Below are 23,508 nucleotides of genomic sequence, written 5' to 3'. Positions count from 1 at the left end.
CTAGCAGCCGACGTCGGTCGCCGGGCGCTCCCCCGTCAGCAGGAAGCGGGTGACCGCGCGGTCGCCGCACGCGTTGCCGTTGCCCAGGTACATGCCGTGGCCGCCGCGGTCGACGGAGACCAGGCGGGCGCGGTCGCCGAGGGCCGCGCGCATCTTGAGGCCGCTGGCGTGGGGGGTGTTGGGGTCGCGGAGTCCCTGGATCATGAGGATGTTGGACGGGCCGTCGTCGGTGAGGCGGACCGGCTTCTCGACCGGACCGCCCTTCCAGAAGGCGCAGGGAGTCATGTTCACCGGCATGCCCGCCGTCAGCGGGTGCGCGGCGCGGTCGGCGGCGACGGCCCGCTCGTGGTCGCGCACGGAGCCGCGCCACTTCACGTCGTTGCAGACGACGCCGACGATCACGGTCGTGTCGGGGCCGGACATGGGGCCGGCCAGCATGGCCGGCAGGACGGGGGTCGCGGTGGGCGTGCGGGCCTCCTGGACCAGGCGGGCGAAGCCCTCGAAGGCAGTGTCGGAGACGAGGGCGTTCTGCAGGGCCTGGCGGAGCAGGTTGCCGGTGAGCGGCACACCGGGCGTGTTCGAGGGCCGGGGCGCGCGGTCCAGGCGGGCGGCCAGGTCGAGGACCAGGGGCCGGACGTCCTCGGGGCGTTCGGCGAGCCGCAGCCCGGCCTTCGCCCGGTCGGGGTGCGCCGCCCAGGCCGCGAAGTCGGGGAAGCGGTCGTCCACGCCCCGCGCCATGTCCCGCAGCCAGCCCTGGGCGACGGACCGCGGGTTCGGGTCGGCGCTGCTGTCGAGGACGACCCGGTCGGTGCGGTGGGGGTACTTCTGGGCGTACCGGGCGGTGACGTAGGTCCCGTACGAGTTGGCCCAGGCGGACACCTTGTCCTCGCCGAGCGCCGCCCGCAGCCGGTCCATGTCCCGGACCTGGTTCGCGGTGGTGAGGCCGCGCAGCTCGGCGCCGCCGTTTCGGGCACAGGCCTCGGCGACCCGCCGCGACCGCTCGACGTTCTCGTCGATGGAGCCGTCGGCGGCCGGCCAGGCCCGCAGGTTCACCAGGTGGCGGTCCCCGTCGGCGAGCCCGCAGTCCGCCTTCATGCTGTCGCCGACCCCGCGCGGGTCGAAGGCCACCAGGTCGTACGCGCCGCCCAGCTCCTTCACCAGCGCCGCGCCCTTCTGGCTCAGCCGCTGCACGCCCGAGCCGCCGGGGCCGCCCGGCAGGACGAGGAGGGTGCCGCGCCGAGCGGCCGGGTCGGTGCTGCGGATCCGGGACACGGCCAGTTCGACCTGTCGGCCGCCGGGGTCGGCGTAATCCAGTGGGACGGTGAGCTTCGCGCACTCCTGGCCGAGGCCGGCGGGGCCGCACGCGGCCCAGCCGAGAGGAGCGGGCGCGGCGGAAGCGGCCGGGGCGGCGGCGAGTCCGGCCGCGACGACGACGGAACCGAGGCCGAGCAGAACGGTGTTGCGCAGGTAGGAGGTCATGGGGAAACCTTCGTCGATCACGTGCGCCTCACCCATCCCGCAGGCAGGCCACTCCGGAGTAGGGCCAACCCCCGCCCCGTACAAGGGAGATCACCCTCGCATGACCACGGACACGCATGCCCACACCCCCGCCACCACCTCTGCCGCCGCCACCGCCTCCGGGACCTGGACGCTGGGCGACCTGACCGTGCGCCGCATCGGCTTCGGCGCGATGCGCCTCCCCCAGACCGGGGAGGCGCTCGTCGAGAACGCCGTCCCGAGGGACCGGGACCAGGCGATCGCGGTCCTCCGCAGGGCCGTCGAGCTCGGCGTCAATCACATAGATACCGCCGCTTTCTATTTCTCCCCGCTTCGCTCGGCCAACGAGCTCATCAACAGCGCCCTCGCCCCCTCCGGCCGCTACCCCGACGACCTCGTCATCGCCACCAAGGTCGGCCCGGCGCGCGACGCGTCCGGCGCCTGGGCCGCCCACGCCCGGACGCCCGAGGCGCTGCGCGGCCAGGTCGAGGAGAATCTGCGCCAGCTGGGCCGCGACCACCTCGACGTCGTCAACCTCCGGGTCCTCGGCACCGATTCCGTCGCCGAACGCTTCGGCGCCCTCGCCGAACTCCGCGAGGCCGGCCTCATCCGCCACCTCGGCCTCTCCAACGTCACCCCGGAGCAGTTGGAGGAGGCGCGGCGGATCGCGCCGGTGGTGTGCGTGCAGAACATGTACGGGATCGGAGTGCGCCCCGAGTACGCGGAGTTCGTCCGCCACTGCGGGGAGCTGGGCATCGCCTTCGTACCGTTCTACGCGATCGCGGCGGCCGGCCGGGAGAGCGGAGCCACCGCCGCCGAGCCCGACGAGGTGCTGGCCGTGGCCGCCGCCCACGGCGCGAGCCCGGCCCAGGTCCGCCTCGGCTGGACCCTTCACCAGGGCCCGCACCTGCTGGCCATCCCCGGCACCGGCGACCTCGGCCACCTGGAGGCGAACGTCGCGGCCGGGGCGCTGGAGCTGACCACCGAGGAACTGGGGCTGCTGGACTCCGCGCACCACGGCGCCGCGTAGGGACAGCGGGCCCGCCGACCGGGGGGTGGTGTCCCTAGACTCCGCCCATGACGACCCCGCACCCCGCCTCGGTCCCCGACCCCGCCGCCGCCCCGCACGCCGACGCCGCGGCCCGCGCCGCCGTGGCAGCCGACCTGGCCCCGACCGGGACCCTGCGCGCGTCCATCAACCTCGGCAACCCGGTCCTCGCCCAGGGCACGCCGGACGCCCCCGCCGGCGTCACGGTGGACCTCGCCCGCGAGATCGGCGCCCGGCTCGGCGTGCCCGTGGAGCTGCTCTGCTTCGACGCGGCCCGCGCGTCGTACGAGGCGATGGCGACCGGCCGGGCCGACCTCTGCTTCCTCGCGGTCGACCCGGCGCGGGAGGCGGAGGTCGCCTTCACGGCCCCGTACGCGGTCATCGAGGGCGTGTACGTGGTGCCGCGCGACTCCGCCCTGAAGACCCCCGAGGACGTGGACGCCCCGGGCGTCCGCGTCGGCGTGAAGGCGGGCTCCGCCTACGACCTCCACCTCACCCGCACGCTGCGGCACGCGACACCGGTGCGGGGCGCGGAGGGCGTCGACACCTTCGTCGAGCAGGGCCTGGAGGCGGGCGCGGGCATCCGCCAGCCGATGACGGCCTACGCGGCCGCCCACCCCGAGGTACGGCTGCTCGACGAGCGGTTCATGGAGATCCGGCAGGCGGTCGGCACGACCGTCGGCCGGTCGGCCGAGACGGTCTCCTTCCTGCGCGCCACGGTGGAGGAACTGAAGGCGAACGGCTTCGTCGCCGCCTCCCTGACCCGCTCGGGCCAGGACCCGGCCCTCCTGGCCCCGCCCGCCCACTCCCCGCGAAACCCGTAGGGAAACCCTCTCCGGCCCCGCCCGGAAACGCCCCGGGAGGGCCCCTGGCGCCCCTGCTCCCCGCCCCCGGACCCGGGGGCGAAGGGGCGGGGCCGGGCCTTCGCGAACGGTCGGCACGGCCCCGCACCGCGCCTCACCAAACTACCTCTGACCTGGGCTTTTACCTCTCCCTGCCGTAGCGTTCCACCGACACGGAAGGGGATCCGCATGGACCGTACGACCCGCACCACCGAGGACGTCCTCCAGCTCCTGGACGGCCTGTTCGCCCAGGACACCGACAAGTGGAACGGCTTCTACGACGACCGCTCCCGGCCCGTCCCCTTCTTCGTCCCGAAGCCCGACGAGAACCTCGTCGGCCACCTCGACCAAGGCCTGATCCCCACCGCGGGCCGCGCCCTCGACCTCGGCTGCGGCCCGGGCCGCAACGCCCTGCACCTCGCCGCGCGCGGCTTCCGGGTCGACGCGGTGGACCTGTCGACGGGCGCCCTGACATGGGCGAGGGAGCGGGCGGACGAAGCCGGCCTCGACGTCCGCTTCCTGCACGGCGACGTGTTCGCGCTCGACCGGGAGGGCCGGCTCGACGGCGGCCCGTACGACCTGATCTACGACTCCGGTTGCTTCCACCACCTCCCGCCCCACCGCCGCGCCACCTACCTCGCCCTCCTCACCCGCCACCTCGCCCCCGGCGGCCACTTCGCCCTCACCTGCTTCGCCGCCGGACCCGACGGCATGGGCTCCGAACTCCCCGACCCCGCCTTCTACCGCGACGCCTCCCTCCACGGCGGCCTCGCCTACACCGCGGACTCCCTGCGCGCGCTCTTCTCCGACCTGACAGAAGTCGAACTCCGCCGCATGCACGACGAACCGTCCGACTCCCCCCACTTCGGCGAGCCCTTCCTCTGGACGGGCCTGTTCCGCCGGCCCTGAAAACCACACGGGCTCTGCCCGTCCCCGCTGTTAGCCTCCAGCACGTCGAGCCGCCACACGGCGGACTCGCGTGACAGGGGAGGGGAAGACGTCCATGAGGGGACGATGGGGAAGACGGCGGCTGCTGCTCGGCAGCTGCCTCGCCGCGGTCATGGGGGTGGCCGCGCCGGGCACGGCGTACGCGGTGGACAACCTGCCGCCGAAGCAGCCGCTCGTCGGCGATCTGCAGAACAACTTCAAGCCGTGCGCCACCGGTGCGGAGCCGCTGTACGTCACCCGGCCCGAGGTGCTCACGGCCGTGTTGTCGGACCCGGCCGAGGACGACCGACTCGGCTACCCGGACCGTCTCACCGGCGAGTTCGAGCTCTGGTGGACCGACGCGGCGGGCATCGAGCAGCGCCGCTCCCTGACCACCTCATCGCAGTACTCGGGCCAACTCCACCGGGTCAGCACCCCGGCGGACATCCCGGCGGACACCGTCATCTCCTGGCACGTCCGCGCCGACGACGGCACCACGAAGGGCGCCTGGAGCTCCGAAGCTCCCGGCGCGGCCTGCCGCTTCGTCTGGGACGACGACCCCCCGGCGGCACCGACCGTCAGCTCGCCGGAGTATCCGAAAGACACCTTCCGGGTCGGCGGGGTCGGCGTCTACGGCAGCTTCACCATGGACTCCGCGTCACCGGACGTCGTCGCGTACCGGTACAGCTTCTCCGGAGGCCCGTACGGCGCCACCGCCCGGCCCAGCGAGCCGGGCGGAGCCGCCACCATTCGTTTCGTGCCGCTGAACATGGGCCCGCAGACCCTCACCGTGGAGGCCCGTGACCGGTCGGGGTGGCTGAGCGCGACCACGAACTACACGTTCTACCCGAACCCGCCGAGCGCGCCGGTCTCCCGGTGGACGCTCGCCGACGCGACCGGATCCACCACCGCCGTCGCCGAGACGGGCAAGCCGGCTCAGGCCGGCAAGGGTGTGACCTTCGGCGGCCCCGCCCCCTCGGGCACCCCGCTCACCGCCACCGCGACCCTCGACGGCAGCAGCCACGCCTACCTCACCACGGACACCCCGGCCGTCGACACCGGCGGCACCTTCGCCGTGGGAGCCTGGGTACGCCCGGCCGAGACCGGCCGACCCATGACCGTGGCCGGCCAGGACGCCACGGCCGGAGCGGTCTACGCCCTCGGCCTCGACGCCCCGGAGACCGGAGCGCCGGCGTGGAGCTTCTCCATCGGCGACGCGACGGTCCGGGGTGGCGCCCCCGAGACCGGCGAATGGGCCTACCTGCTCGGGCTCTACGACGCCGAGACCGGCCGCGCCCGGCTGTACGTCAACGGCCACGAGGTCGGCAGCGCGGTCGAGGCCACGCCCGCCGCGGCGAGCGGCGCGTTCCAGATCGGCCGGATCCTCACGGAGCACGGCTACAAGCACCGCTGGAACGGAGACATCGGCGACGTCCGCGCCTACGACCGGCTCGTCGTCCCGGACGAGGTGACCGAACTCCCCCACCGCAAGGGGTGGCAGCTCGGCCACTGGTCCTTCAGCACCGCGACCGACGGCCTCACGCCCGAGAACAACGGTGGCGCGCCGCTGAGGCTATCGGCCGGGGCGTCGATCTTCCCGGTGCCGGACAACTCCTGCGTCCCCGAACCGGACATCGACCCCGACTGCCGGTGGAAGCCCTATCCGCTGGCCGGTGACGGGAACCTCGCCCTCGACGGCGAGAGCGGCCACGCGGCCCTCGACGGCCCCCTGGTCGACACCGGTGACAGCTTCACCATCGGCGTGGTGGCCCGCATCCAGGAAGCCGATGCCACACGGCCGATGACCGTGCTTTCACAGGCCGGTGAGCACACCGACGGGTTCAGGCTGCGCTACGAGCCGTCGACGTACGCCTGGCAACTGGTCGTGCCCGAGCGCGACGAGGCGGGCGCGCCCGAGAAGGTCGTCGCCCAGATCGCGGGACCGGCCGGGGACAGCGGCAACGGCATCCGACTGGTCATCGTCTACGACGACGCCACCGACACGATCCGGCTGTACGCCGACGGGAACACCAACGCCCAGGCCACCGCTCACCTCCCCAACGGCTGGCAGAGCACCGGCCCGTTCCAGGTGGGCCGCGGTCACACCGCCGACGGCTGGGGCGAGTATTTCAAGGGCGACATCGACGAGATCCACGCGTTCTCGGGCGCCCTGCGAGAGCGCGACATCCCGCAGCTCGGCCACGAGAGCGACCCCTGCCTGTGCTATTGACCCACTGAGCCAGGACTAGGCGTGTCTCGCCGCCGCACCAGGCAGAACGGGTGACCGGCCGGGTCGAGGAGCACCACGAAACGCTCCTCGTCCGGCTGGAAGTCCGGCTTCCGGGCGCCCAGGGCGAGGAGCCGGGACTCGGCCTCGGGCAGGTCGTCGACGGCGAAGTCCAGGTGCAGCTGCTGGGGGACGCCCTGGCCGGGCCAGTCCGGGGCGCGGTAGTCGTCGACGCGCTGGAAGCCGAGGAGGAGGCCGCCGTCGCGCTGGAGGCCGGCGAAGTCGGCGTGGTTCCCCGGGTGGAGCGGCAGGCCGGTGGCCCGGTGGTAGAAGTCGGCGAGCGCCGGCGGGTCGGCGCAGTCGAGGGTGATCGCGGAGAGCTCCATGATCCCCAGCCTAGGAACGTACGACCGGCCCGGGAACGTCCGGACCGCACCGGCACCGGAATTCGCTTGCCGCCCGCCGGGCCCGGGCCCGTACGCTCCTCCCATGAGCCACGGCAAGACCTCCTACGTGTGCCTGCCGTGCCGGGCCTCGTACAAGCAGTTCCACGGACCCGAGCGCGAGCGGCGCTGTCCGCGCTGCGCGCGGGTGATGATCCATGCCGGGTCGGCGTTCGCGGCGCCGCGGCGCCGTGACACGAACGCCTGGCGGGCGCTGTCCGTCGTCCTGAACGCGGGGATCGGCTTCCACAAGAGCTGCTGCGGCGGGCCCGGCTGGCGCCCCCGCACCCTGCGCGAGGTCAAGGCCCGCACCGCCCACGCCCGCCGCACCGGCGAGCCCCTCGCCCGGGCGCTGCTCCGCTACCAGGTCTAGCCAAGGGCGGTCGGCTCGTCACATGGCGCGCAGGTGCTCCGCGAGCCGGTCGTACTGTTCGCGCACGCCCGACTCCATGCCCGCCGCCAGCGCCTGGTCGCGGATCTCCGTCGAGGGCCAGAAGGACGTGCTGGTCAGGGCGGTGCCGCCGTCGGGGGTGGCGTCGAAGGCGAGGATCACGCGGACCGGTTCCCCGCCCGGCATCTGCTCGAAGACCTCGGTGTAGACGAGGCGTTCGGCCGGGACGATCTCCTCGTACGTGCCGGAGAAGACGATCTCCTGGCCGTCCGGGGTCCGCTGGCCCCAGCGCCAGCGGCCGCCCGGCCGCAGATCGATCTCGCAGACGGACATGGTCAGCGCCGAGACGCCGTACCACTCGCGCACGTGCTCCGGCCGCGTCCACGCCTCCCACACCCGCCCGACGGGCGCGTCGAAGGTGCGGGTGATGACGAGCTCGCGGTCCGCCGGTGTGGTCAGCAGCGTGATCATGGCGCTCTCCCGCCGATCAGGTCCCGGACCTCCCTGCCCCTCCAGGATCACCCCGCCCACGAACCCGGTCCAGTCCGCGGCCGCGGCCGGGCCGGCTCATGACGGAAGGGCGGCACCCCCCTGGGGGGGTGCCGCCCTTCGTCGTTCAGCGATGAACCGCCGATCCTCTGGGAGACGAGGATCAGAAGTCCATGTCACCGCCCGGCATGCCGCCGCCGGCCGGCGCGGCGGCCTTCTCCGGCTTGTCGGCGATGACGGCCTCGGTGGTGAGGAACAGGGCCGCGATGGAGGACGCGTTCTGCAGCGCGGAACGGGTCACCTTCGCCGGGTCGATGATGCCCTCGGCGATCATGTCGACGTACTCACCGGTCGCGGCGTTCAGGCCGTGGCCGACGGGCAGGTTGCGCACCTTCTCGACGATGACGCCACCCTCGAGACCACCGTTGACGGCGATCTGCTTGAGCGGGGCCTCCAGGGCCAGCTTGACGATGTTGGCGCCGGTCGCCTCGTCACCGTCGAGGTCGAGCTTCTCGAAGACCGAGGAGGCCTGCAGCAGGGCCACGCCACCACCGGCGACGATGCCCTCCTCGACGGCCGCCTTCGCGTTGCGGACGGCGTCCTCGATGCGGTGCTTGCGCTCCTTGAGCTCGACCTCGGTCGCGGCACCGGCCTTGATGACGGCGACGCCACCGGCGAGCTTGGCCAGGCGCTCCTGGAGCTTCTCGCGGTCGTAGTCCGAGTCGCTGTTCTCGATCTCGGCGCGGATCTGGTTCACGCGACCGGCGACCTGCTCGCTGTCACCGGCACCGTCGACGATGGTGGTCTCGTCCTTGGTGATGACGACCTTGCGGGCGCGGCCCAGCAGGTCGAGGCCCGCGTTCTCCAGCTTGAGGCCGACCTCCTCGGAGATGACCGTGCCGCCGGTGAGGATGGCGATGTCGTTCAGCATGGCCTTGCGACGGTCGCCGAAGCCCGGGGCCTTGACGGCGACGGACTTGAAGGTGCCACGGATCTTGTTGACGACCAGGGTCGACAGGGCCTCGCCCTCGACGTCCTCGGCGATGATCAGCAGCGGCTTGCCCGACTGCATGACCTTCTCGAGGAGCGGGAGCAGGTCCTTCACCGAGGAGACCTTGGAGTTGACGATCAGGATGTACGGGTCGTCCAGGGACGCCTCCATACGCTCCATGTCGGTGGCGAAGTACGCCGAGATGTAGCCCTTGTCGAAGCGCATACCCTCGGTGAGCTCCAGCTCCAGACCGAAGGTCTGGGACTCCTCGACGGTGATGACGCCTTCCTTGCCGACCTTGTCCATGGCCTCGGCGATGAGCTCGCCGATCTGGGTGTCGGCGGCGGAGATGGAGGCCGTGGAGGCGATCTGCTCCTTGGTCTCGACGTCCTTCGCCTGCTCGAGCAGGGCGCCGGAGACGGCCTCGACGGCCTTCTCGATGCCGCGCTTCAGAGCCATCGGGTTGGCGCCGGCGGCGACGTTGCGCAGGCCCTCGCGGACCAGCGCCTGGGCGAGAACGGTCGCGGTGGTCGTACCGTCGCCGGCGACGTCGTCCGTCTTCTTGGCGACTTCCTTGACCAGCTCGGCGCCGATCTTCTCGTACGGGTCCTCGAGCTCGATCTCCTTGGCGATGGAGACACCATCGTTGGTGATCGTGGGGGCGCCCCACTTCTTCTCGAGGACGACGTTGCGACCCTTGGGGCCGAGGGTGACCTTGACGGCGTCAGCGAGCTGGTTCATGCCGCGCTCGAGACCGCGCCGGGCCTCCTCGTCGAACGCGATGATCTTGGCCATGTGAAGTGGTCCTCCCGGACATGGGGTGGATAACGCTCCTGGACCGCGCCGACGCCCGCGACGGACGGCCCGCGAGCCTCGTGGTTCCTTGCCCCACGCGGCCTGCGACCTCGTCTGCCCGATCCTCGTAAGCACTCTCACCTTCAGAGTGCTAACGCCAATGATTAGCACTCGCCCTAGGAGAGTGCAAGCGACTCCCGCAGATCGAGAGCCTCCGAGGTACGTCGTGACGCCCCTCGTGACGTAGGTGAGGGGGGCAGGCGCGAGGGCCCCGATCCGGACACGTGCGAGGGGCCCGCATCCCGGTCAGGATGCGGGCCCCTCGACGGAAGTGCGTCGGTGGCCGATCGCGCCGCGCTCAGACGGCGAGCTTGACCATGTCCGCCTGCGGACCCTTCTGGCCCTGCGAGATCTCGAACTCGACCCGCTGACCCTCTTCGAGGGTGCGGTATCCGTCCATCTGGATCGCGCTGTAGTGGACGAAAACATCCGCACCACCGTCGACCGCGATGAAGCCGTAGCCCTTCTCCGCGTTGAACCACTTGACGGTGCCCTGAGCCATGCCTAACTCCCCTATTACTGGCCCTTGCGCGGGACCGCACTTCGCGGACCCGGGTCAGACCCTGCGCCGGAACGCGTCGACCGCGGCTGAATGTATCTGCCCAACTGCCCTCTGCAACAGGTCAATCGGACGAGAATTCTGGGCACGCCGGAAAGGGGAATTGGGGAGAATCCCTTGAATTCCGGGGCAAGTCGGGCCCGGCAAAGCGCGCAGAAGGTACACAAGGCACGGGCACTTTGGCTGCATCTTGTCGAGCGGCGACGCATTCTCATATGCGCCTGGCATGAGCAGCTGAGGGGACTTCCCCAACTCTACCGCGCTCAACCATGCAGAATTGCCCCTTCCGCTTCTAGAAGCGGAAGGGGCAATTCTATAAAACGGAGATCACCGGGACCGGGCCCGACGGGGCTCAGCAGCCGCCGGCGACCGCCGGGATGATCGAGACGCCCGCGCCGTCCGGCGTCGCCGTCTCCAGGCCCTGCTCGAAGCGCACGTCGTCGTCGTTCACGTACACGTTGACGAAGCGGCGCAGCTTGCCCTGGTCGTCCAGGACGCGGGCGGCGATGCCGGTGTGGTTCTTCTCCAGGTCGGCGATGACCTCGGCGAGGGTCGCGCCCTCGGCCGGGACCTCGGCCTGGCCGCCCGTGTAGGTGCGGAGGATGGTGGGGATGCGGACGTTCACGGCCATGTCTACGTAACCTTTCGGCGCGCTAGGGCGGGTCTCAGTGGGCCAGGCCGGCGTCGCGGAACGCGTCGAGGCTCGGGCGGATGGTGGCGGTCGCCTGAGAGGTGTCGGCAACGGCGTCGAGGGTCTTGAGCCCGTCGCCGGTGTTCAGCACCACGGTGGTGAGCGAGGGGTCGATGAGGCCGGCCTCGACGAGCTTCCTCGTCACACCGACGGTCACCCCGCCCGCCGTCTCGGCGAAGATGCCCTCGGTGCGGGCCAGGACCTTGATCGCGTCGACGACCTGCTCGTCGTTCACGTCCTCCACGGCGCCGCCGGTGCGGCGGGCGATGTCGAGGACGTACGGGCCGTCCGCCGGGTTGCCGATCGCCAGCGACTTGGCGATGGTGTTCGGCTTCTGCGGGCGGACCACGTCGTGACCGGCCTTGAACGCGGCGGAGACCGGGGAGCAGCCCTCGGCCTGGGCGCCGAAGATCTTGTACGGCTTGTCCTCGACCAGGCCGAGCTTGATGAGCTCCTGGAGACCCTTGTCGATCTTCGTGAGCTGCGAGCCCGAGGCGATCGGGATGACCAGCTGGTCCGGGATGACCCAGCCGAGCTGCTCGCAGATCTCGTACGCGAGCGTCTTGGAGCCCTCGCCGTAGTACGGGCGGAGGTTGACGTTCACGAAGCCCCAGCCCTCGCCGAGCGGGTCGCCGATGAGCTCCGAGCAGAAGCGGTTGACGTCGTCGTAGTTGCCCTCGATGGCGACGAGGTCACCGCCGTAGACACCGGCCATGACGACCTTGCCCTGCTCCAGGTCGTGCGGGATGAACACGCAGGAGCGGAAGCCGGCCCGGGCGGCGGCGGCGCCGACGGCGCCGGCCAGGTTGCCCGTGGAGGAGCAGGAGAGGGTGGTGAAGCCGAAGGCGCGGGCGGCCTCGATGGCCTGGGCGACGACCCGGTCCTTGAAGGAGTGGGTCGGGTTGCCGGAGTCGTCCTTGACGAACAGCTTGCCGGGCTCGACGCCGATCTCGCGGGCCAGGTTGTCGGCCTGGACGAGCTTGGTCCAGCCGGGGTTCAGGTTGGGCTTCTCGGCGACGTCGGCGGGGACGGGCAGGAGCGGGGCGTAGCGCCAGATGTTGGCGGGCCCGGCCTCGATCTGCTTGCGCAGGGCCTCGGGGTCACCGGTGGGCAGGTCGTAGGCGACCTCGAGCGGGCCGAAACAGAGCTCACAGGCGAAGATCGGGCCGAGCGCGAAGGTCTCACCGCATTCGCGGCAGGAGAGTCCGGACGCGGGACCGAGGTCGACCGGGGTCTGGGGGGTGGCGGTGGTTGCAACCGTCTGTACAGCCATGGAGGCGAGGCCCTTTCTCCTCATCTTCCTCATGACGCATTTCGCCATGAGACGGATTTGGCACCTTCCCTAGCCGGGAGCCTCGCTGGAGGACGAGTAACCGACTGGAGGGTTGCCGGGGCTTCAACGGGCCGTTTCCCTCTGCCCCTCTGGATGAGCGGTATTCGATTGTGGAACGCGGTCGGCACCCCGACATGCATCGGGCATCCGCGTTGTTCAAGACTGTAACCGAAGCCTTCCGAGGTGGAGACGGTCGTCCGATCCGCGAGATGGAGATCACGTTGCTGGAAGAAGTGGAGCGCTGGCTGGCCCGGCGGTCCTGGTCGGTGGCCGACCGTCCGCTGGAGCGGATCCTCGCCGCCAAGCGGGGCACGAAGGTCAGCGTCGTGCTGCCGGCGCTGAACGAGGAGGCGACGGTCGGCGCGATCGTCTCCGTGATCCGCCGCGAGCTGATGACCGGCGCGGTGCCGCTGGTGGACGAGCTGGTGGTGATCGACTCGGGCTCCACGGACCGTACGGCGCAGGTGGCCGCGGCGGCCGGGGCGCGGGTGGTGGCGCGGGACGCGATCCTGCCGCGGATACCGGCGGTGCCCGGCAAGGGCGAGGTGCTGTGGCGGTCGCTGATGGTGACGAGCGGGGACGTGGTCTGCTTCGTCGACGCCGACCTGCGCGACTTCTCGGCGGACTTCGTCTCGGGGATCGTCGGCCCGCTGCTGACCGACCCGGACGTGGCCTTCGTGAAGGCGATGTACGACCGTCCCCTCGGCGACGCCCCCGGTCAGGGCGGCCGGGTGACGGAGCTGGTGGCCCGGCCGCTGCTGAACCTGCACTGGCCGCAGCTGGCCGGTTTCGTCCAGCCGCTGGGCGGTGAGTACGCGGCGCGGCGCTCGCTCCTCGAGCGGCTGCCGTTCCCGGTCGGTTACGGGGTGGAGCTCGGCCTGCTGGTGGACGCGCTCCACACGGTGGGTCTGGACGCGCTCGCACAGGTGGACGTAGGGGTGCGCAAGCACCGGCACCAGGACGGACAGGCGCTGGGCCGGATGGCGGCGGCGATCTACCGGACGGCGCAGCTGCGGCTCTCGCGGGGCCACCTGGTGCGGCCGCGGCTGACCCAGTTCGAGCGGAGCGGCGAGGGCGGCTTCGCGCCACGGACGTACGCGGTGGACACGGAGGAGCGGCCGCCGATGGCGGAGATCGCGGAGTACGCGCGCCGACGCGTGGCGTGACAGCCCGACGCGTGGCGTAACACCGGATGATGATCCTTTCTGCCTAGATTTCCGTTTCATGCGGTGGAGACACGGAATCGGAACGGGAATCCTGCTGGCAGTCCTCGGCCTCGCCGCCGGGGCGCTCTCCCTCACCGGGGCCGCCCCGGCCGAGGCGGCCCGGGAGCTGCCCTTGGCCGCTCGGGAGCCGGGGAAGCCGGCGGCGGGCCGGACGGCGGAGGAGCGGCTGTGGCTGCTCGGCGGCCTCGGGCTCGCGCTCGGGGCGACCGGCGTGGTGGCCGGGGCCGCCGTACGGAGTCACCGGGAACCCCCCGGGAACACCGAGCCTGGCTCGAATCCGTACGTTTGAGCGTTTACCGGACGGGCTAGGTTCGCCATATGGCTTCAGTCCTCGTGGCATCGAACCGCGGTCCGGTCTCCTACACCGTGCGCGACGACGGAGCGCTGGACTTCCGGCGGGGCGGCGGCGGGCTCGTCTCGGGCCTGAGCGCCGTCTTCTCGGAGGACTCGGCGGGCGACGGGCTGTGGGTGTGCGCGGCCCTCGGTGACGGCGACCGCGAGGCGGTGCGGCGCGGGGTCGCCGAGCCGGGCGTGCGGATGCTGGACATCGACCCGGAGGTGTACGCCGACGCGTACAACGGCATCGCGAACTCGGTGCTGTGGTTCCTCCACCACCACCTCTACGACATCCCGCGCGAGCCCGTCTTCGACGCGGCCTTCCGCCGCCGCTGGGACTCCTACCGCGCCTACAACCGGGCCTTCGCCGAGGCCCTCGCCGAGGCCGCCGACGAGGGCGCGGCGGTGCTGGTGCAGGACTACCACCTGGCGCTCGTCCCGGGGCAGCTGCGCGCGCTCCGGCCCGATCTGCGGATCGCGCACTTCACCCACACCCCGTGGGCCTCCCCCGCCTATCTGGCGATGCTGCCGGACGACATCCACCAGGAGCTGGTCGAGGGCATGCTCGGTGCCGACGAGATCGGCTTCCACACCGGGGCCTGGGCGGACGCCTTCCGCGCCGACCCGCCCGTCGCGCGCGCGGCCGGCGGCTCCCGGGTGGCGGTCCATCCGCTCGGCGTCGACGGCGACGAGCTGCGGGCCCTGGCCCACCGTCCCGAGGTCGACGAGCGGCTCGCGGCCCTGCGCGCCGAGGTGGGCGACCGGAAGACGATCGTCCGGGTCGACCGCACGGAGCTGTCCAAGAACATCCTGCGCGGCCTGCTGGCCTACCGGGAGCTGCTCACGGAGCATCCCGAGTGGCGCGGCCGGGTCGTCCACCTCGCCTCCGCCTACCCCTCCCGCCAGGACCTGGAGAGCTACCGCTCCTACACGGCCGCGGTAGCCGCGCTCGCCGAGCGGATCAACGAGGAGTTCGGCACTCCGGACTGGCGGCCCGTCCTGGTCTCCGTCCAGGACGACTTCACCCGCTCCCTCGCCGCGTACCGGATGGCCGACGTGGCCCTGGTCAACCCGGTCAGGGACGGCATGAACCTGGTCGCCAAGGAGATCCCGGTGGTGTCCGACGAGGGCTGCGCGCTGGTGCTGTCCCGGGAGGCGGGGGCGTACGAGGAGCTTCGCGGCGACGCGCTGACGGTGAACCCCTTCGACGTGACCGAGACCGCCGAGGCCCTCCACGAGGCCCTGTCGATGCCCGCCCCGGACCGCGCCGAGCGCACCAAGCGGCTCGCGGCGGCGGCCACCGCCCTGCCGCCCCGACGCTGGTTCCTGGACCAGCTGGACGCCCTCGGCGGGGCGCCTTCCTAGGGTTCCTCCCGGGGGCCGCCGTCACGGCGGTCCCGTTCCCTGCGCTCGCCGCCCCACCGGGCGAGCGGTTCGAGCGCGTCGTTGAGCCGGACGCCGTCCTTGGTGAGGGCGTACTCGACGCGCGGCGGGACCTCGTCGTAGGAGACGCGGTCCACGATGCCGTCGGCCTCCATCTCGCGCAGATGGGAGGTGAGCACCTTCTCGGTGATCCCCGGCACCATCCGGCGCAGTTCGCCGAAGCGACGGTGCGGCTGCTCGTGGAGCGCCCACAGGATGAGCACCTTCCACTTGCCCCCGATGATGTCCATCGCGGTGTCGATCCCGCAGACGTGCTCCCCGTCGTCGGCCCCCGGCCGGTTCAGCGTCGCCATGCCCCACCCTCCTGACCTGCTCGCTCACCTCAGGGTAACCACCCACTTCCAAGTGGGTACTTGAGCGATCAACCGCCCCGGAAGCAGCCTGGTCACATGACCGACACGACCCCGCAGAAGACCGCGCAGAAGACCCCCCTCACCCTCCTCGGCCTCGGCGCGATGGGCACGGCCCTCGCCCGCACCTGGCTCGCCGCGGGCCACCCGCTCACCGTCTGGAACCGCACCCCCGCCCGTACCGCCGTACTCGCCGCCGAGGGCGCGACCGCCGCCGCCGACGTCGCCGAGGCGGTCGCCGCGAGCACCCTCGTCGTGGTCTGCCTCCTCGACGACGCCTCGGTCAGCGAGGCGCTCGCCGACGCCGACCTGACCGGCAAGGACCTGGTCAACCTGACGACCACCACGCCCGCCCAGGCCCGGGCCCGCGCCGCGTGGGCCCGCGAGCGGGGCGCCCGCTATCTGGACGGCGGGATCATGGCCGTCCCGCCGATGATCGGGGTGCCCGAGGCCGGCGGCTATGTCTTCTACAGCGGCGCGCGGGAGCTGTTCGAGCTCCACCAGGAGACCCTCGCGGTCCCGGCCGGCACCGTCCACGTCGGCGAGGACGCGGGCTTCGCCGCGCTGCACGACGTGGCCCTGCTCAGCGCCATGTACGGGATGTTCGCCGGGATCACGCACGCCTTCGCCCTGATCCGCAAGGAGGACATCGACCCGGTCGCCTTCGCCCCGCTGCTCTCCGCCTGGATCACGGCGATGACCGGCCCCGCCGTGCAGCAGACCGCCCGGCATCTGAAGGACGGCGACTACACCACGGACGTGGTCTCCAACCTGGCGATGCAGGTGGCGGGCACGCCGACCTTCCTGGCCACGGCCGAGCAGCAGGGCGTGAGCGCGGAGCTGATCAACCCGTACTTCGAGCTGATGCGCCGCTGTCTCGAGCAGGCCCGCGGCGAGGAGGACCTGACGGGCGTGGTGGACCTGCTGCTGCGGTGAGGCGGGTTTCGAAAACCGGTTCCGCAAATCCGTTCCGTTAATCGGAGACGACCCCTCCTCGCGAGGGGTCGTCCCGTGCCAGACTCTGCCGCGATCGTTCCCCCAGGCGATCCTTCCCCCAGGCCCTGCGGGCCTGGGGAGACCCCAATCCCCCCAGAGGCAAGCGGAAGGATCGCGACAGACGTGAAGAAGATTGTCGTGAGCATGACCCTCGGGTCCGCGCTCACCGCACTCCTCGCCGCGGGGCTCACCCCCGCCGCCGCGCAGCAGGCCAGGGACGGCGCACCCGCCGGCGCCCAGGCGCACCGGAGCGACAACCGCCCCGGCCCGCTCACCAAGCAGCGCACCGAACTGCGCGAGAAGGCGATCGACCTGGTCGCCAAGGGCAAGGCCAAGGCGAACGCCCGCGGCGTCGTCGAGGTGGCGCCCGGCAAGTTCGCGGAGACGAAGACCACCACCGCCGTGCGCCAGGAGAAGATCCTCACGATCCTCTCCGAGTTCGGCACCGAGGCCAGCGGCAGGTACGGCACCATCCCCGGCCCGCTCCACAACGAGATACCCCGGCCCGACCGGAGCGTGGACAACTCCAACGCCTGGACCGCCGACTTCGACAAGGCGTACTACGAGAACCTCTTCAACGGCTCCGGCGAGTCCATGAAGACGTACTACGAGAAGCTGTCGAACGGCGCCTACTCGGTCACCAACACCGTCGAGGACTGGGTCAGGGTCCCCCACAACGCCTCCTTCTACGGCGACAACGCCATCGAGGACAACGGCGGTTCGTGGGCCTTCGTCCAGGACACCGGCGACGCCTGGTGGAACGCCCAGATCGCGGCCGGCAAGACCCCGGCCGAGATCGACGCGTACCTCGCCCAGTTCGACGTCTGGGACCGCAACGACTGGGACCACGACGGGAACTTCGACGAGGCCGACGGCTACATCGACCACTTCCAGGCCGTCCACGCCGGCATGGGCGAGGACGCCGGCGGCGGCGCGCAGGGCGAGGACGCGATCTGGTCGCACCGCTGGTACGTCAACGGCGACGACTTCGGTCTCACCGGACCCGAGGTCGCCGGCACCCAGAACAAGGCGGGCGGCGCCCGCATCGGCCAGTCGAAGTACTGGCTCGGCGACTACACCACCGAGGGCGAGAACGGCGGCCTCGGCGTCTTCTGCCACGAGTTCGGCCACGACCTCGGCCTGCCGGACTACTACGACACGAACGGCGGCGAGAACTCCACCGCCTTCTGGACCCTGATGAGCTCCGGCTCCTGGCTGGGCCACGGCGCCGCCGCGAACGAGGGCATCGGCACCCACCCGGGCCTGATGGGCGCCGAGGAGAAGCTCTTCCTCGGCTGGCTGGACGTCGCCGACGCGCCGCTCGGCGCCACCGGCACGTACACCCTCAACCCCGCGCAGCTCCAGGTCACCGGCAAGGAGCAGGCCGTCCGCGTCGCGCTCCCGGACAAGACCGCGAGCACCTCGTACACCACCCCCTCCTCGGGCACGCACGCCTGGTGGACCGGCTCGGCCGACGGCCTGAACCAGTCCCTCACCCGCTCCGTCCCGGCCGCCTCCCGCGTCACCGTGAAGGCGAACGCCTGGTACGAGATCGAGGCGGACTTCGACTACCTCTTCGCCGAGTACTCCCTCGACGGCGGGGCCACCTGGGCGCGCGCCGGCGCGGCCGTCGACGGCTCCTCCGCCGGCCGCTGGACCACCCTGCGGTACGCGTACGACGCCGCCGGCAAGGACTCCCTCTTCCGCTTCCGCTACCAGACCGACGGCGGCGTGCACTTCGCCGGCGCGTTCCTCGACGACATCACCATCGGCGCGGGCAGCACCACCGTGCTCACCGACGACGTCGAGCAGGGCGCGAACGGCTGGACGGCCCAGGGCCGCTGGAAGATCTCCACGGGCACGGAGACCGCCACCTTCCCGCGCTACTACCTCCTGGAGAACCGCGAGTACGTCGGCTCCGACGCACTGCTCGCCGAGGGCCCGTACCAGTACAGCAAGGGCATCACCGCCCCGGACTGGGTGGAGTTCTTCACGTACCAGAACGGCATGCTGGTCTGGTACGTGGACCGGTCCCACGACGACAACAACGTCAGCGACCACCCGGGCGCCGGCTCGGCGATGGCCGTCGACGCCCGCCCCACCCCGTTCCGCTACGACGACGGCACGGCCCCCAGCAACCGCCGCCAGCCCTTCGACGCCACCTTCGGCCTGGAGCCCACCGACGCCACCTGCCTCCACAAGGAGGTCCTGGTCGGCAAGGGCGGCAACCAGACCGTCGCGACGAAGGCGGCCTGCGCCCCGTCCGTCCCCGGCCTCCCGGTCTTCGACGACACCGACCCGAACGCCTACTACGACCCGACGGCCCCCCAGGCCAGCGTGAAGGTCGCGGGCCACGGCGTGAAGGTCACCGTCACCGGCGACGCGGGCGACGACCTGACGATCACGGTGACCAACCCGGCCCCGTGACGTCGCAGGTGACATGAGGGGCGCCCCGGCCAACCGGGGCGCCCCTTCCTGCTGTTACCCTCCGCTCCACCTGCGGTGGGGGGCACGGCAGGGTCTCAGGGGAGGGGCTTCCTGGTGTTTCGTCATGCCTTGACGCGGGGGGCGTACGCCGCCGCGACGGCGATCGCGCTGACAGTGGGCGGCGGCCTGACGCCACTGGCGGGGACGGCGGCGGCGGAGGAGCCAGTTCCGGTGCCGGTGCCGCAGGAGGTGGTGGTTCCGGCCGCACCCGTCTCGTACCCGCTCAGTGCGCGCCTTCACCTACAAGGGCAGTCCCGATGGAATCAGGCGGACGCCATCGGCGCCGAAGGCGTGTTCCACACTCAAGAAGGGCACGAAGGCGTTCTGTGGACCCGGTTCTCGGACGGGCGGAGCACCGCCGTGCCGGTGCCCGCCGAGGCCGGGACCACTGTTCAGGGCACGGGTTCCGACACCCTCGCGTTCGTTCGCCCCGGTGAGGTCGAACTGCGCGACACCGACGGCACCTCGCGGAAGGTCGCCCTTCCGGAGGACTACGCGGTGCCGGCGGCCTTCGGTTCGATCGTGACGGCGGCCAAGACCGTCGCCCACACCGACGGCACCCGGAGAGCCGTGTCGTGGCACCTGCTCTCGCCTCGACCGGACGGCACGACGCAGGACGTGACGGTGACCGGGCCGGACGACGGCACCCGTGTGGGCCGGATCCTCGCCGGTGACGCATCGGGCCTGCTGATGTGGACGCCGGTGCAGAACGACCAGCTGCGCGTCGGCGTGGTGTCGACGGAGACGGGGCGGTTCGCAGAGCTGACCCCCGAGGTGCCCAGGTCCTACTCCCACGCGAAGCTCTCACCGAAGTACATCGCGCTCTTCAACGAGCTCTCGACCTCTGTGAACACGGTGCTCGTCACCTCACGGACCGCCCCGTCGACTCCTTTCACCACGGTCGATCTGAACAACTACGACTCCAGCGGCACCTCGAACCACCAGTTCGCCATCGTCGGCGACTGGCTGGTCTACAAGTCGTCACGGAACACCCTGGACGCCGTACCGATCGCGGGCGGCCCCGCCCTCACTCTGCTCCCCAAGATCGCCGGAGGGCCCTCCGCGGGCCCCGACGGCACCGCTGCCGTCATCGGCGGCTCGAACTCCGTCGACTGGGCCCTCCGGCGTATCACCCCGGACGCCTCCGGCAAGCCGGTGGTGACCGTGGTGAAGCGGCTGCCGAAGCCTGCCCGCATCAAGGGCATCGCCCTGGCGCAGGGACGCCTGTCCGTGGTCGACAACAGCGAGTACGGGGATTGGGAGTGGGCCCGCGACATCAGCACATCCGGCGCCCTCACCTTCGGGGACCGGACGAAACTGACAGGCATCCCGATGGACTGGTGCGCGCCGAACGACTCCGCGTGCGCCGCGTACCGGGCCCTCGGGGACGGACGGTTCATGCGCCGCGTGGCGGCGGACGACACGAACTGGCGTTACTACGTCAATGGTCCCGGCGACGGCGACTTCCGAGACCTGGGCCTGCCGGCCGGCGGCAGGATCGACGACGTCTCCGCCGACTACCTGGTCCACACCGTCCCCGGCGCGCCCGGCAAGCAGATCGTCATCACCACCTGGGGGCAGTTCCTGGAGCAGCGGGCTCCCGTCGCCTCCGCCTTGTGGGGCACCTGGCTGTGGAGCGCCGGTACGGAGGAGGGGACCGTCACCGCCAAGGACCTGAAGGCGGGCAAGACCGTCGATTCGGTGAACACCGGCGCCCCGTGCGTGCCCACGGAGCTCCAGGCGGCCGGCCGCTGGCTCTACTGGTCCTGCGGCGAGGACGGCCCCGCCGGGGTCTACGACCGTACGGCCAAGACCTCGCGGTCCGTCCCGTCCGGCGAGGCCCTGCTCGGCGACGGCTACGTCGTCACCCACGACAAGACCGCCGGCAAACTCGTCCTCACCGGCGCCGCCGCAGACGGCCCGGCGAGCCGTGTCGTCGGCGCACTGCCCGACACCGGCGTCTCCCAGCGCCATGTCCGCTGGAGCGTCGACCGGTTCGGCGGCCACCTCGCCTACGTCGACGCCGAGGAGCAGGTCCACGTCGTCCCGACCGGCGTCGCCGCACAGCCGCCCGCCGTGCTGGGCCGGACCCCGGACTCCCCGGTGATCAAAGCCGATAGCGGTCACACCCTCCTCACGCGCCTGTACAGCAAGCCGGTCTCCTGGACCCTGACGGCCCGCCATGTCCGGACGGGCCTGACCAGCGAGCTGGCCGCCGGGGCGAACGTCCGTGGAGAGCTGTCGATCGGCTGGAACGGGCGCGACAAGGCCGGCACCCTGCTGCCGAACGGCGCGTACCTGTGGACTCTGACCGCGCGTCCCGCCGACGGCGTGGGAGCCGAGGTGCAGGAGAGCGGCAGCGTCACCCTCTTCAACGGTTCCTCGTCCGCCTCCAGCCGGTTCGTGGCGGTGACGCCCTTCTCCGGCGCGCCGGCCCGGATCCTCGACACGCGCAGCGGACTCGGCGCCCGCAAGGGCAGGGTCGGGGCGGGAGGCTCGATCACCCTCCAGGCCGCCGGCCACGGACACGTACCGGCGACGGGGGTCACTGCCGTGGCATTGAACGTGGCCGCCGTGCTGCCGACCGCGTCGACGTACGTCACGGTCCACCCGTACGGCACGGCGCGCCCGGCCACGTCGAGCCTCAACGTGCCCGCGGGACGGATCCTGGCCAACATGGTGGTCGTCCCCGTCAAGGACGGCAAGGTCACCCTGTACAACCACGCCGGCAGCGTCGACCTCGTCGCCGACGTGACCGGCTACTACACGACGGCCACCTCGGGCACCCTCTTCCAGCCGCTCACGCCGACCCGGATCGTCAACTCCCTCAGCGGGCTCGGGGTCCCCAAGGGCAAGGTGCAGGGGGGCATCATCGCAACGGCTCCGGTCCTGGGCCGTGGCGGAGTGCCGGGGAGCGGTGTCTCGGCCGTGGTCCTCCACCTGACCGTCACCAACGCGACCGCATCGACGCATGTCTCCGTCTACGGAACCCGTTTCCTGGATTCGTGGCAGCACTCCCACGTCCACGCGGCGGCCGGTCGGACCGCGTCCAACCTGGTCGTCGTGCCGATGGGTGCGGATCTCAACTTCCACAACGCCTTCGGCGCGGTCGACGTGCTCGCCGACGTCGTCGGCTACTATCCGGACGGCCATGAAGGCTCCCTCTTCGAGCCCCTCCCGCCCACCCGCGCCCTCAACACCCTCAGCGGCACCGGCGCCCCCAAGGCCAAGGTCGGGGCCCGGGGGACGGTGACCCTTCAGGTCGCCGGGCGGAACGGGGTGCCCGCCACCGGCGTCACCGCGGTCGTCATGAACGTGACGGCGACCAACGCGACAGCCGCCACGTACGTCTCCGTCTACCCGTACGGGACGAGTCGGCCGAACACGTCGAACCTGAACGTGACGGCCGGGCGCCCGGTGGCCAATCTCGTCGTCGTCCCGGTCAAGGACGGCAAGGTCACCCTCTACAACCACGCGGGCAGCGTCGACCTCCTCGCCGACGTGCAGGGCTTCTACGCCCCCTGATCCACCGCCTCCGCCAGCCCCGCAAGCAGGCCCACCACCGCCGCCGGGCCCGGGACCGTGAGGTCGGCGTGGGTGGCGAGCTCGGGGACGGCCTCGGCCTCGGCGGCGGAGCAGACGAGGAGGCCGGGGACGCCGTCGGAGCGGAGCTTGTCGACGGCGGCGTAGGCGGGCAGGTCGCCCAGGTCGTCGCCCGCGTAGAGGACGGACCCGGCGCCGGTCTCGCGGACGTAGTCGGAGAGGGCGACGCCCTTGTCCATGCCCGGGGGCCGGAGTTCCAGGACCATGCGGCCCGGTTCGAGGACCAGGCCGTGGCGGGCGGCCAGGTCGGCGAGGGGGTCCTTCAGGGCCTCGAAGGCGCCCTGGGGGTCGACCGCCCGGCGGGTGTGGACCGCCACCGCGCGGCCCTTCTCCTCGATCCAGGTGCCGGGCCAGGCGCCGACGCGGTCGAGGAAGCCGGGAAGCTCGGCGCGGACCGAGGCGACGCCCGGGTGCGGGGCGGCGGCCCGGACGGTGCCGGTGACCGCGTCCCAGCGCTCGGCGCCGTAGTGGCCGAGCACGACCAGGCGCTCCAGGCCGGGGACGCCGGCGAAGCCCCCGTACCGTACGGCCACGCCGGCGGGGCGGCCGGTGATCACGGCGACGGAGGCCACGTGCGGCGCGAGGGCCGCCAGGGCGGCGACGGCGCCGGGGTGGGCGCGGGCCTGTTCCGGGTCCGGGACGATCTCGGCGAGCGTCCCGTCGAAGTCGAGGGCGACGACGGCCTTCTCGGGGCGCGCCAGGAGCGCGGCCAGACCGTCGCGGCCGGCGGAGGTGGTCGGGTGCGGAAGGCTGCTGACCATGTCCCTGACCCTA

The 23,508-nt window shown here is 71.9% G+C and carries 20 protein-coding genes and 1 riboswitch; of the genes, 11 read left to right on the top strand and 9 right to left on the bottom strand.

Annotation, left to right across the window (positions count from 1 at the left end; translation table 11 throughout):
* Complete coding sequence (locus ACFY7C_RS35235) at positions 1-1,479, bottom strand: alpha/beta hydrolase (RefSeq protein WP_389659173.1); 1,479 nt, start codon at positions 1,477-1,479, stop codon at positions 1-3.
* Positions 1,480-1,579: 100 nt separating this feature from the next.
* Between ACFY7C_RS35235 and ACFY7C_RS35230 the strand changes: the two genes are divergently transcribed.
* The 4 genes from ACFY7C_RS35230 (at position 1,580) to ACFY7C_RS35215 (ending at position 6,544) form a co-directional block, all read left to right on the top strand.
* Entirely contained in the window at positions 1,580-2,527 is a 948-nt protein-coding gene (locus ACFY7C_RS35230) for an aldo/keto reductase (protein WP_389659170.1), read from the top strand.
* Between the two features lie 47 nt (positions 2,528-2,574).
* The gene (locus tag ACFY7C_RS35225; RefSeq protein WP_389659167.1) at positions 2,575-3,369 is read left to right on the top strand and encodes a transporter substrate-binding domain-containing protein; all 795 of its coding nucleotides are present in this window, start codon (positions 2,575-2,577) and stop codon (positions 3,367-3,369) included.
* Positions 3,370-3,576: 207 nt separating this feature from the next.
* A complete protein-coding gene (locus ACFY7C_RS35220; protein WP_389659164.1) occupies positions 3,577-4,296 on the top strand; it encodes a class I SAM-dependent methyltransferase in 720 nt (239 codons plus the stop codon).
* Positions 4,297-4,390: 94 nt separating this feature from the next.
* The gene (locus ACFY7C_RS35215; protein WP_389659161.1) at positions 4,391-6,544 is read left to right on the top strand and encodes a LamG-like jellyroll fold domain-containing protein; all 2,154 of its coding nucleotides are present in this window, start codon (positions 4,391-4,393) and stop codon (positions 6,542-6,544) included.
* Here the strand turns inward: ACFY7C_RS35215 and ACFY7C_RS35210 are convergent.
* Positions 6,538-6,927 carry a VOC family protein gene (locus tag ACFY7C_RS35210; RefSeq protein ID WP_389659158.1) on the bottom strand — a complete coding sequence of 130 codons (390 nt, stop codon included), beginning with the start codon at positions 6,925-6,927 and terminating at the stop codon, positions 6,538-6,540. The genes ACFY7C_RS35215 and ACFY7C_RS35210 overlap by 7 nt on opposite strands.
* A gap of 103 nt (positions 6,928-7,030) precedes the next feature.
* Between ACFY7C_RS35210 and ACFY7C_RS35205 the strand changes: the two genes are divergently transcribed.
* Positions 7,031-7,357 carry a deoxyxylulose-5-phosphate synthase gene (locus ACFY7C_RS35205; RefSeq protein ID WP_389659155.1) on the top strand — a complete coding sequence of 109 codons (327 nt, stop codon included), beginning with the start codon at positions 7,031-7,033 and terminating at the stop codon, positions 7,355-7,357.
* Between the two features lie 18 nt (positions 7,358-7,375).
* Here the strand turns inward: ACFY7C_RS35205 and ACFY7C_RS35200 are convergent, their stop codons facing one another.
* The 5 genes from ACFY7C_RS35200 to thrC all read right to left on the bottom strand — a co-directional run bounded on the left by ACFY7C_RS35200 (position 7,376) and on the right by thrC (position 12,233).
* Entirely contained in the window at positions 7,376-7,846 is a 471-nt protein-coding gene (locus tag ACFY7C_RS35200; RefSeq protein WP_389659153.1) for an SRPBCC family protein, read from the bottom strand.
* A gap of 181 nt (positions 7,847-8,027) precedes the next feature.
* Positions 8,028-9,650: a chaperonin GroEL gene (gene groL / locus ACFY7C_RS35195; RefSeq protein ID WP_389659150.1), complete on the bottom strand. Its 1,623-nt coding sequence runs from the start codon at positions 9,648-9,650 to the stop codon at positions 8,028-8,030.
* Positions 9,651-10,008: 358 nt separating this feature from the next.
* Positions 10,009-10,212, bottom strand: coding sequence for a cold-shock protein (locus ACFY7C_RS35190; RefSeq protein ID WP_005315736.1), 204 nt, complete (start codon positions 10,210-10,212; stop codon positions 10,009-10,011).
* A gap of 409 nt (positions 10,213-10,621) precedes the next feature.
* Entirely contained in the window at positions 10,622-10,900 is a 279-nt protein-coding gene (locus ACFY7C_RS35185; RefSeq protein WP_128985002.1) for a MoaD/ThiS family protein, read from the bottom strand.
* Positions 10,901-10,934: 34 nt separating this feature from the next.
* Positions 10,935-12,233 (bottom strand): threonine synthase, encoded by a 1,299-nt coding sequence (gene thrC, locus ACFY7C_RS35180; RefSeq protein WP_389659147.1) that lies wholly within the window; start codon positions 12,231-12,233, stop codon positions 10,935-10,937.
* A 17-nt stretch (positions 12,234-12,250) separates the two neighbouring features.
* Positions 12,251-12,393, bottom strand: a riboswitch (SAM riboswitch).
* A 121-nt stretch (positions 12,394-12,514) separates the two neighbouring features.
* Here thrC and ACFY7C_RS35175 point away from each other — a divergent pair.
* The 3 genes from ACFY7C_RS35175 to ACFY7C_RS35165 are packed head-to-tail and all read left to right on the top strand — an operon-like array spanning position 12,515 to position 15,220.
* Complete coding sequence (locus tag ACFY7C_RS35175; protein ID WP_389659258.1) at positions 12,515-13,459, top strand: glucosyl-3-phosphoglycerate synthase; 945 nt, start codon at positions 12,515-12,517, stop codon at positions 13,457-13,459.
* 58 nt (positions 13,460-13,517) lie between these two features.
* Entirely contained in the window at positions 13,518-13,808 is a 291-nt protein-coding gene (locus ACFY7C_RS35170; RefSeq protein ID WP_389659144.1) for a hypothetical protein, read from the top strand.
* Positions 13,809-13,837: 29 nt separating this feature from the next.
* On the top strand, positions 13,838-15,220 hold the full coding sequence (locus tag ACFY7C_RS35165; protein ID WP_389659141.1) for a trehalose-6-phosphate synthase: 1,383 nt from the start codon (positions 13,838-13,840) through the stop codon (positions 15,218-15,220).
* Here the strand turns inward: ACFY7C_RS35165 and ACFY7C_RS35160 are convergent.
* Positions 15,217-15,591 (bottom strand): winged helix-turn-helix transcriptional regulator, encoded by a 375-nt coding sequence (locus ACFY7C_RS35160; protein WP_389659139.1) that lies wholly within the window; start codon positions 15,589-15,591, stop codon positions 15,217-15,219. The two genes, ACFY7C_RS35165 and ACFY7C_RS35160, sit on opposite strands and share 4 nt — an antisense overlap.
* A gap of 96 nt (positions 15,592-15,687) precedes the next feature.
* Between ACFY7C_RS35160 and ACFY7C_RS35155 the strand changes: the two genes are divergently transcribed.
* The 3 genes from ACFY7C_RS35155 to ACFY7C_RS35145 all read left to right on the top strand — a co-directional run bounded on the left by ACFY7C_RS35155 (position 15,688) and on the right by ACFY7C_RS35145 (position 22,656).
* Positions 15,688-16,584 (top strand): NAD(P)-dependent oxidoreductase, encoded by an 897-nt coding sequence (locus ACFY7C_RS35155; RefSeq protein WP_389659136.1) that lies wholly within the window; start codon positions 15,688-15,690, stop codon positions 16,582-16,584.
* Between the two features lie 183 nt (positions 16,585-16,767).
* Positions 16,768-19,071, top strand: coding sequence for an immune inhibitor A domain-containing protein (locus ACFY7C_RS35150; protein WP_389659133.1), 2,304 nt, complete (start codon positions 16,768-16,770; stop codon positions 19,069-19,071).
* A gap of 420 nt (positions 19,072-19,491) precedes the next feature.
* Positions 19,492-22,656 (top strand): VCBS repeat-containing protein, encoded by a 3,165-nt coding sequence (locus ACFY7C_RS35145; RefSeq protein WP_389659130.1) that lies wholly within the window; start codon positions 19,492-19,494, stop codon positions 22,654-22,656.
* On the opposite strand, the gene otsB is transcribed toward ACFY7C_RS35145, so the two are convergent.
* On the bottom strand, positions 22,644-23,495 hold the full coding sequence (gene otsB / locus ACFY7C_RS35140; protein ID WP_389659127.1) for a trehalose-phosphatase: 852 nt from the start codon (positions 23,493-23,495) through the stop codon (positions 22,644-22,646). The two genes, ACFY7C_RS35145 and otsB, sit on opposite strands and share 13 nt — an antisense overlap.
* Positions 23,496-23,508 lie beyond the last annotated feature (13 nt).

This window comes from Streptomyces sp. NPDC012769 (assembly GCF_042901205.1).
In the GTDB taxonomy this organism is placed as follows: domain Bacteria; phylum Actinomycetota; class Actinomycetes; order Streptomycetales; family Streptomycetaceae; genus Streptomyces.
The sequence above is the reverse complement of the archived record's forward strand: the minus strand, read 5'-3'. Positions and strand labels throughout refer to the sequence as shown.

Bases quoted from the DNA above. Each gene is read 5' to 3' on its own strand.
- ACFY7C_RS35210 (WP_389659158.1), bottom strand. From the start codon at position 6,927: ATGGAGCTCTCCGCGATCACCCTCGACTGCGCCGACCCGCCGGCGCTC.
- ACFY7C_RS35160 (WP_389659139.1), bottom strand. From the start codon at position 15,591: ATGGCGACGCTGAACCGGCCGGGGGCCGACGACGGGGAGCACGTCTGC.
- ACFY7C_RS35155 (WP_389659136.1), top strand. From the start codon at position 15,688: ATGACCGACACGACCCCGCAGAAGACCGCGCAGAAGACCCCCCTCACC.
- thrC (WP_389659147.1), bottom strand. From the start codon at position 12,233: ATGGCTGTACAGACGGTTGCAACCACCGCCACCCCCCAGACCCCGGTC.
- ACFY7C_RS35215 (WP_389659161.1), top strand. From the start codon at position 4,391: ATGAGGGGACGATGGGGAAGACGGCGGCTGCTGCTCGGCAGCTGCCTC.
- ACFY7C_RS35205 (WP_389659155.1), top strand. From the start codon at position 7,031: ATGAGCCACGGCAAGACCTCCTACGTGTGCCTGCCGTGCCGGGCCTCG.
- otsB (WP_389659127.1), bottom strand. From the start codon at position 23,495: ATGGTCAGCAGCCTTCCGCACCCGACCACCTCCGCCGGCCGCGACGGT.
- ACFY7C_RS35235 (WP_389659173.1), bottom strand. From the start codon at position 1,479: ATGACCTCCTACCTGCGCAACACCGTTCTGCTCGGCCTCGGTTCCGTC.
- groL (WP_389659150.1), bottom strand. From the start codon at position 9,650: ATGGCCAAGATCATCGCGTTCGACGAGGAGGCCCGGCGCGGTCTCGAG.
- ACFY7C_RS35190 (WP_005315736.1), bottom strand. From the start codon at position 10,212: ATGGCTCAGGGCACCGTCAAGTGGTTCAACGCGGAGAAGGGCTACGGC.
- ACFY7C_RS35230 (WP_389659170.1), top strand. From the start codon at position 1,580: ATGACCACGGACACGCATGCCCACACCCCCGCCACCACCTCTGCCGCC.
- ACFY7C_RS35185 (WP_128985002.1), bottom strand. From the start codon at position 10,900: ATGGCCGTGAACGTCCGCATCCCCACCATCCTCCGCACCTACACGGGC.
- ACFY7C_RS35225 (WP_389659167.1), top strand. From the start codon at position 2,575: ATGACGACCCCGCACCCCGCCTCGGTCCCCGACCCCGCCGCCGCCCCG.
- ACFY7C_RS35165 (WP_389659141.1), top strand. From the start codon at position 13,838: ATGGCTTCAGTCCTCGTGGCATCGAACCGCGGTCCGGTCTCCTACACC.
- ACFY7C_RS35220 (WP_389659164.1), top strand. From the start codon at position 3,577: ATGGACCGTACGACCCGCACCACCGAGGACGTCCTCCAGCTCCTGGAC.
- ACFY7C_RS35170 (WP_389659144.1), top strand. From the start codon at position 13,518: ATGCGGTGGAGACACGGAATCGGAACGGGAATCCTGCTGGCAGTCCTC.
- ACFY7C_RS35200 (WP_389659153.1), bottom strand. From the start codon at position 7,846: ATGATCACGCTGCTGACCACACCGGCGGACCGCGAGCTCGTCATCACC.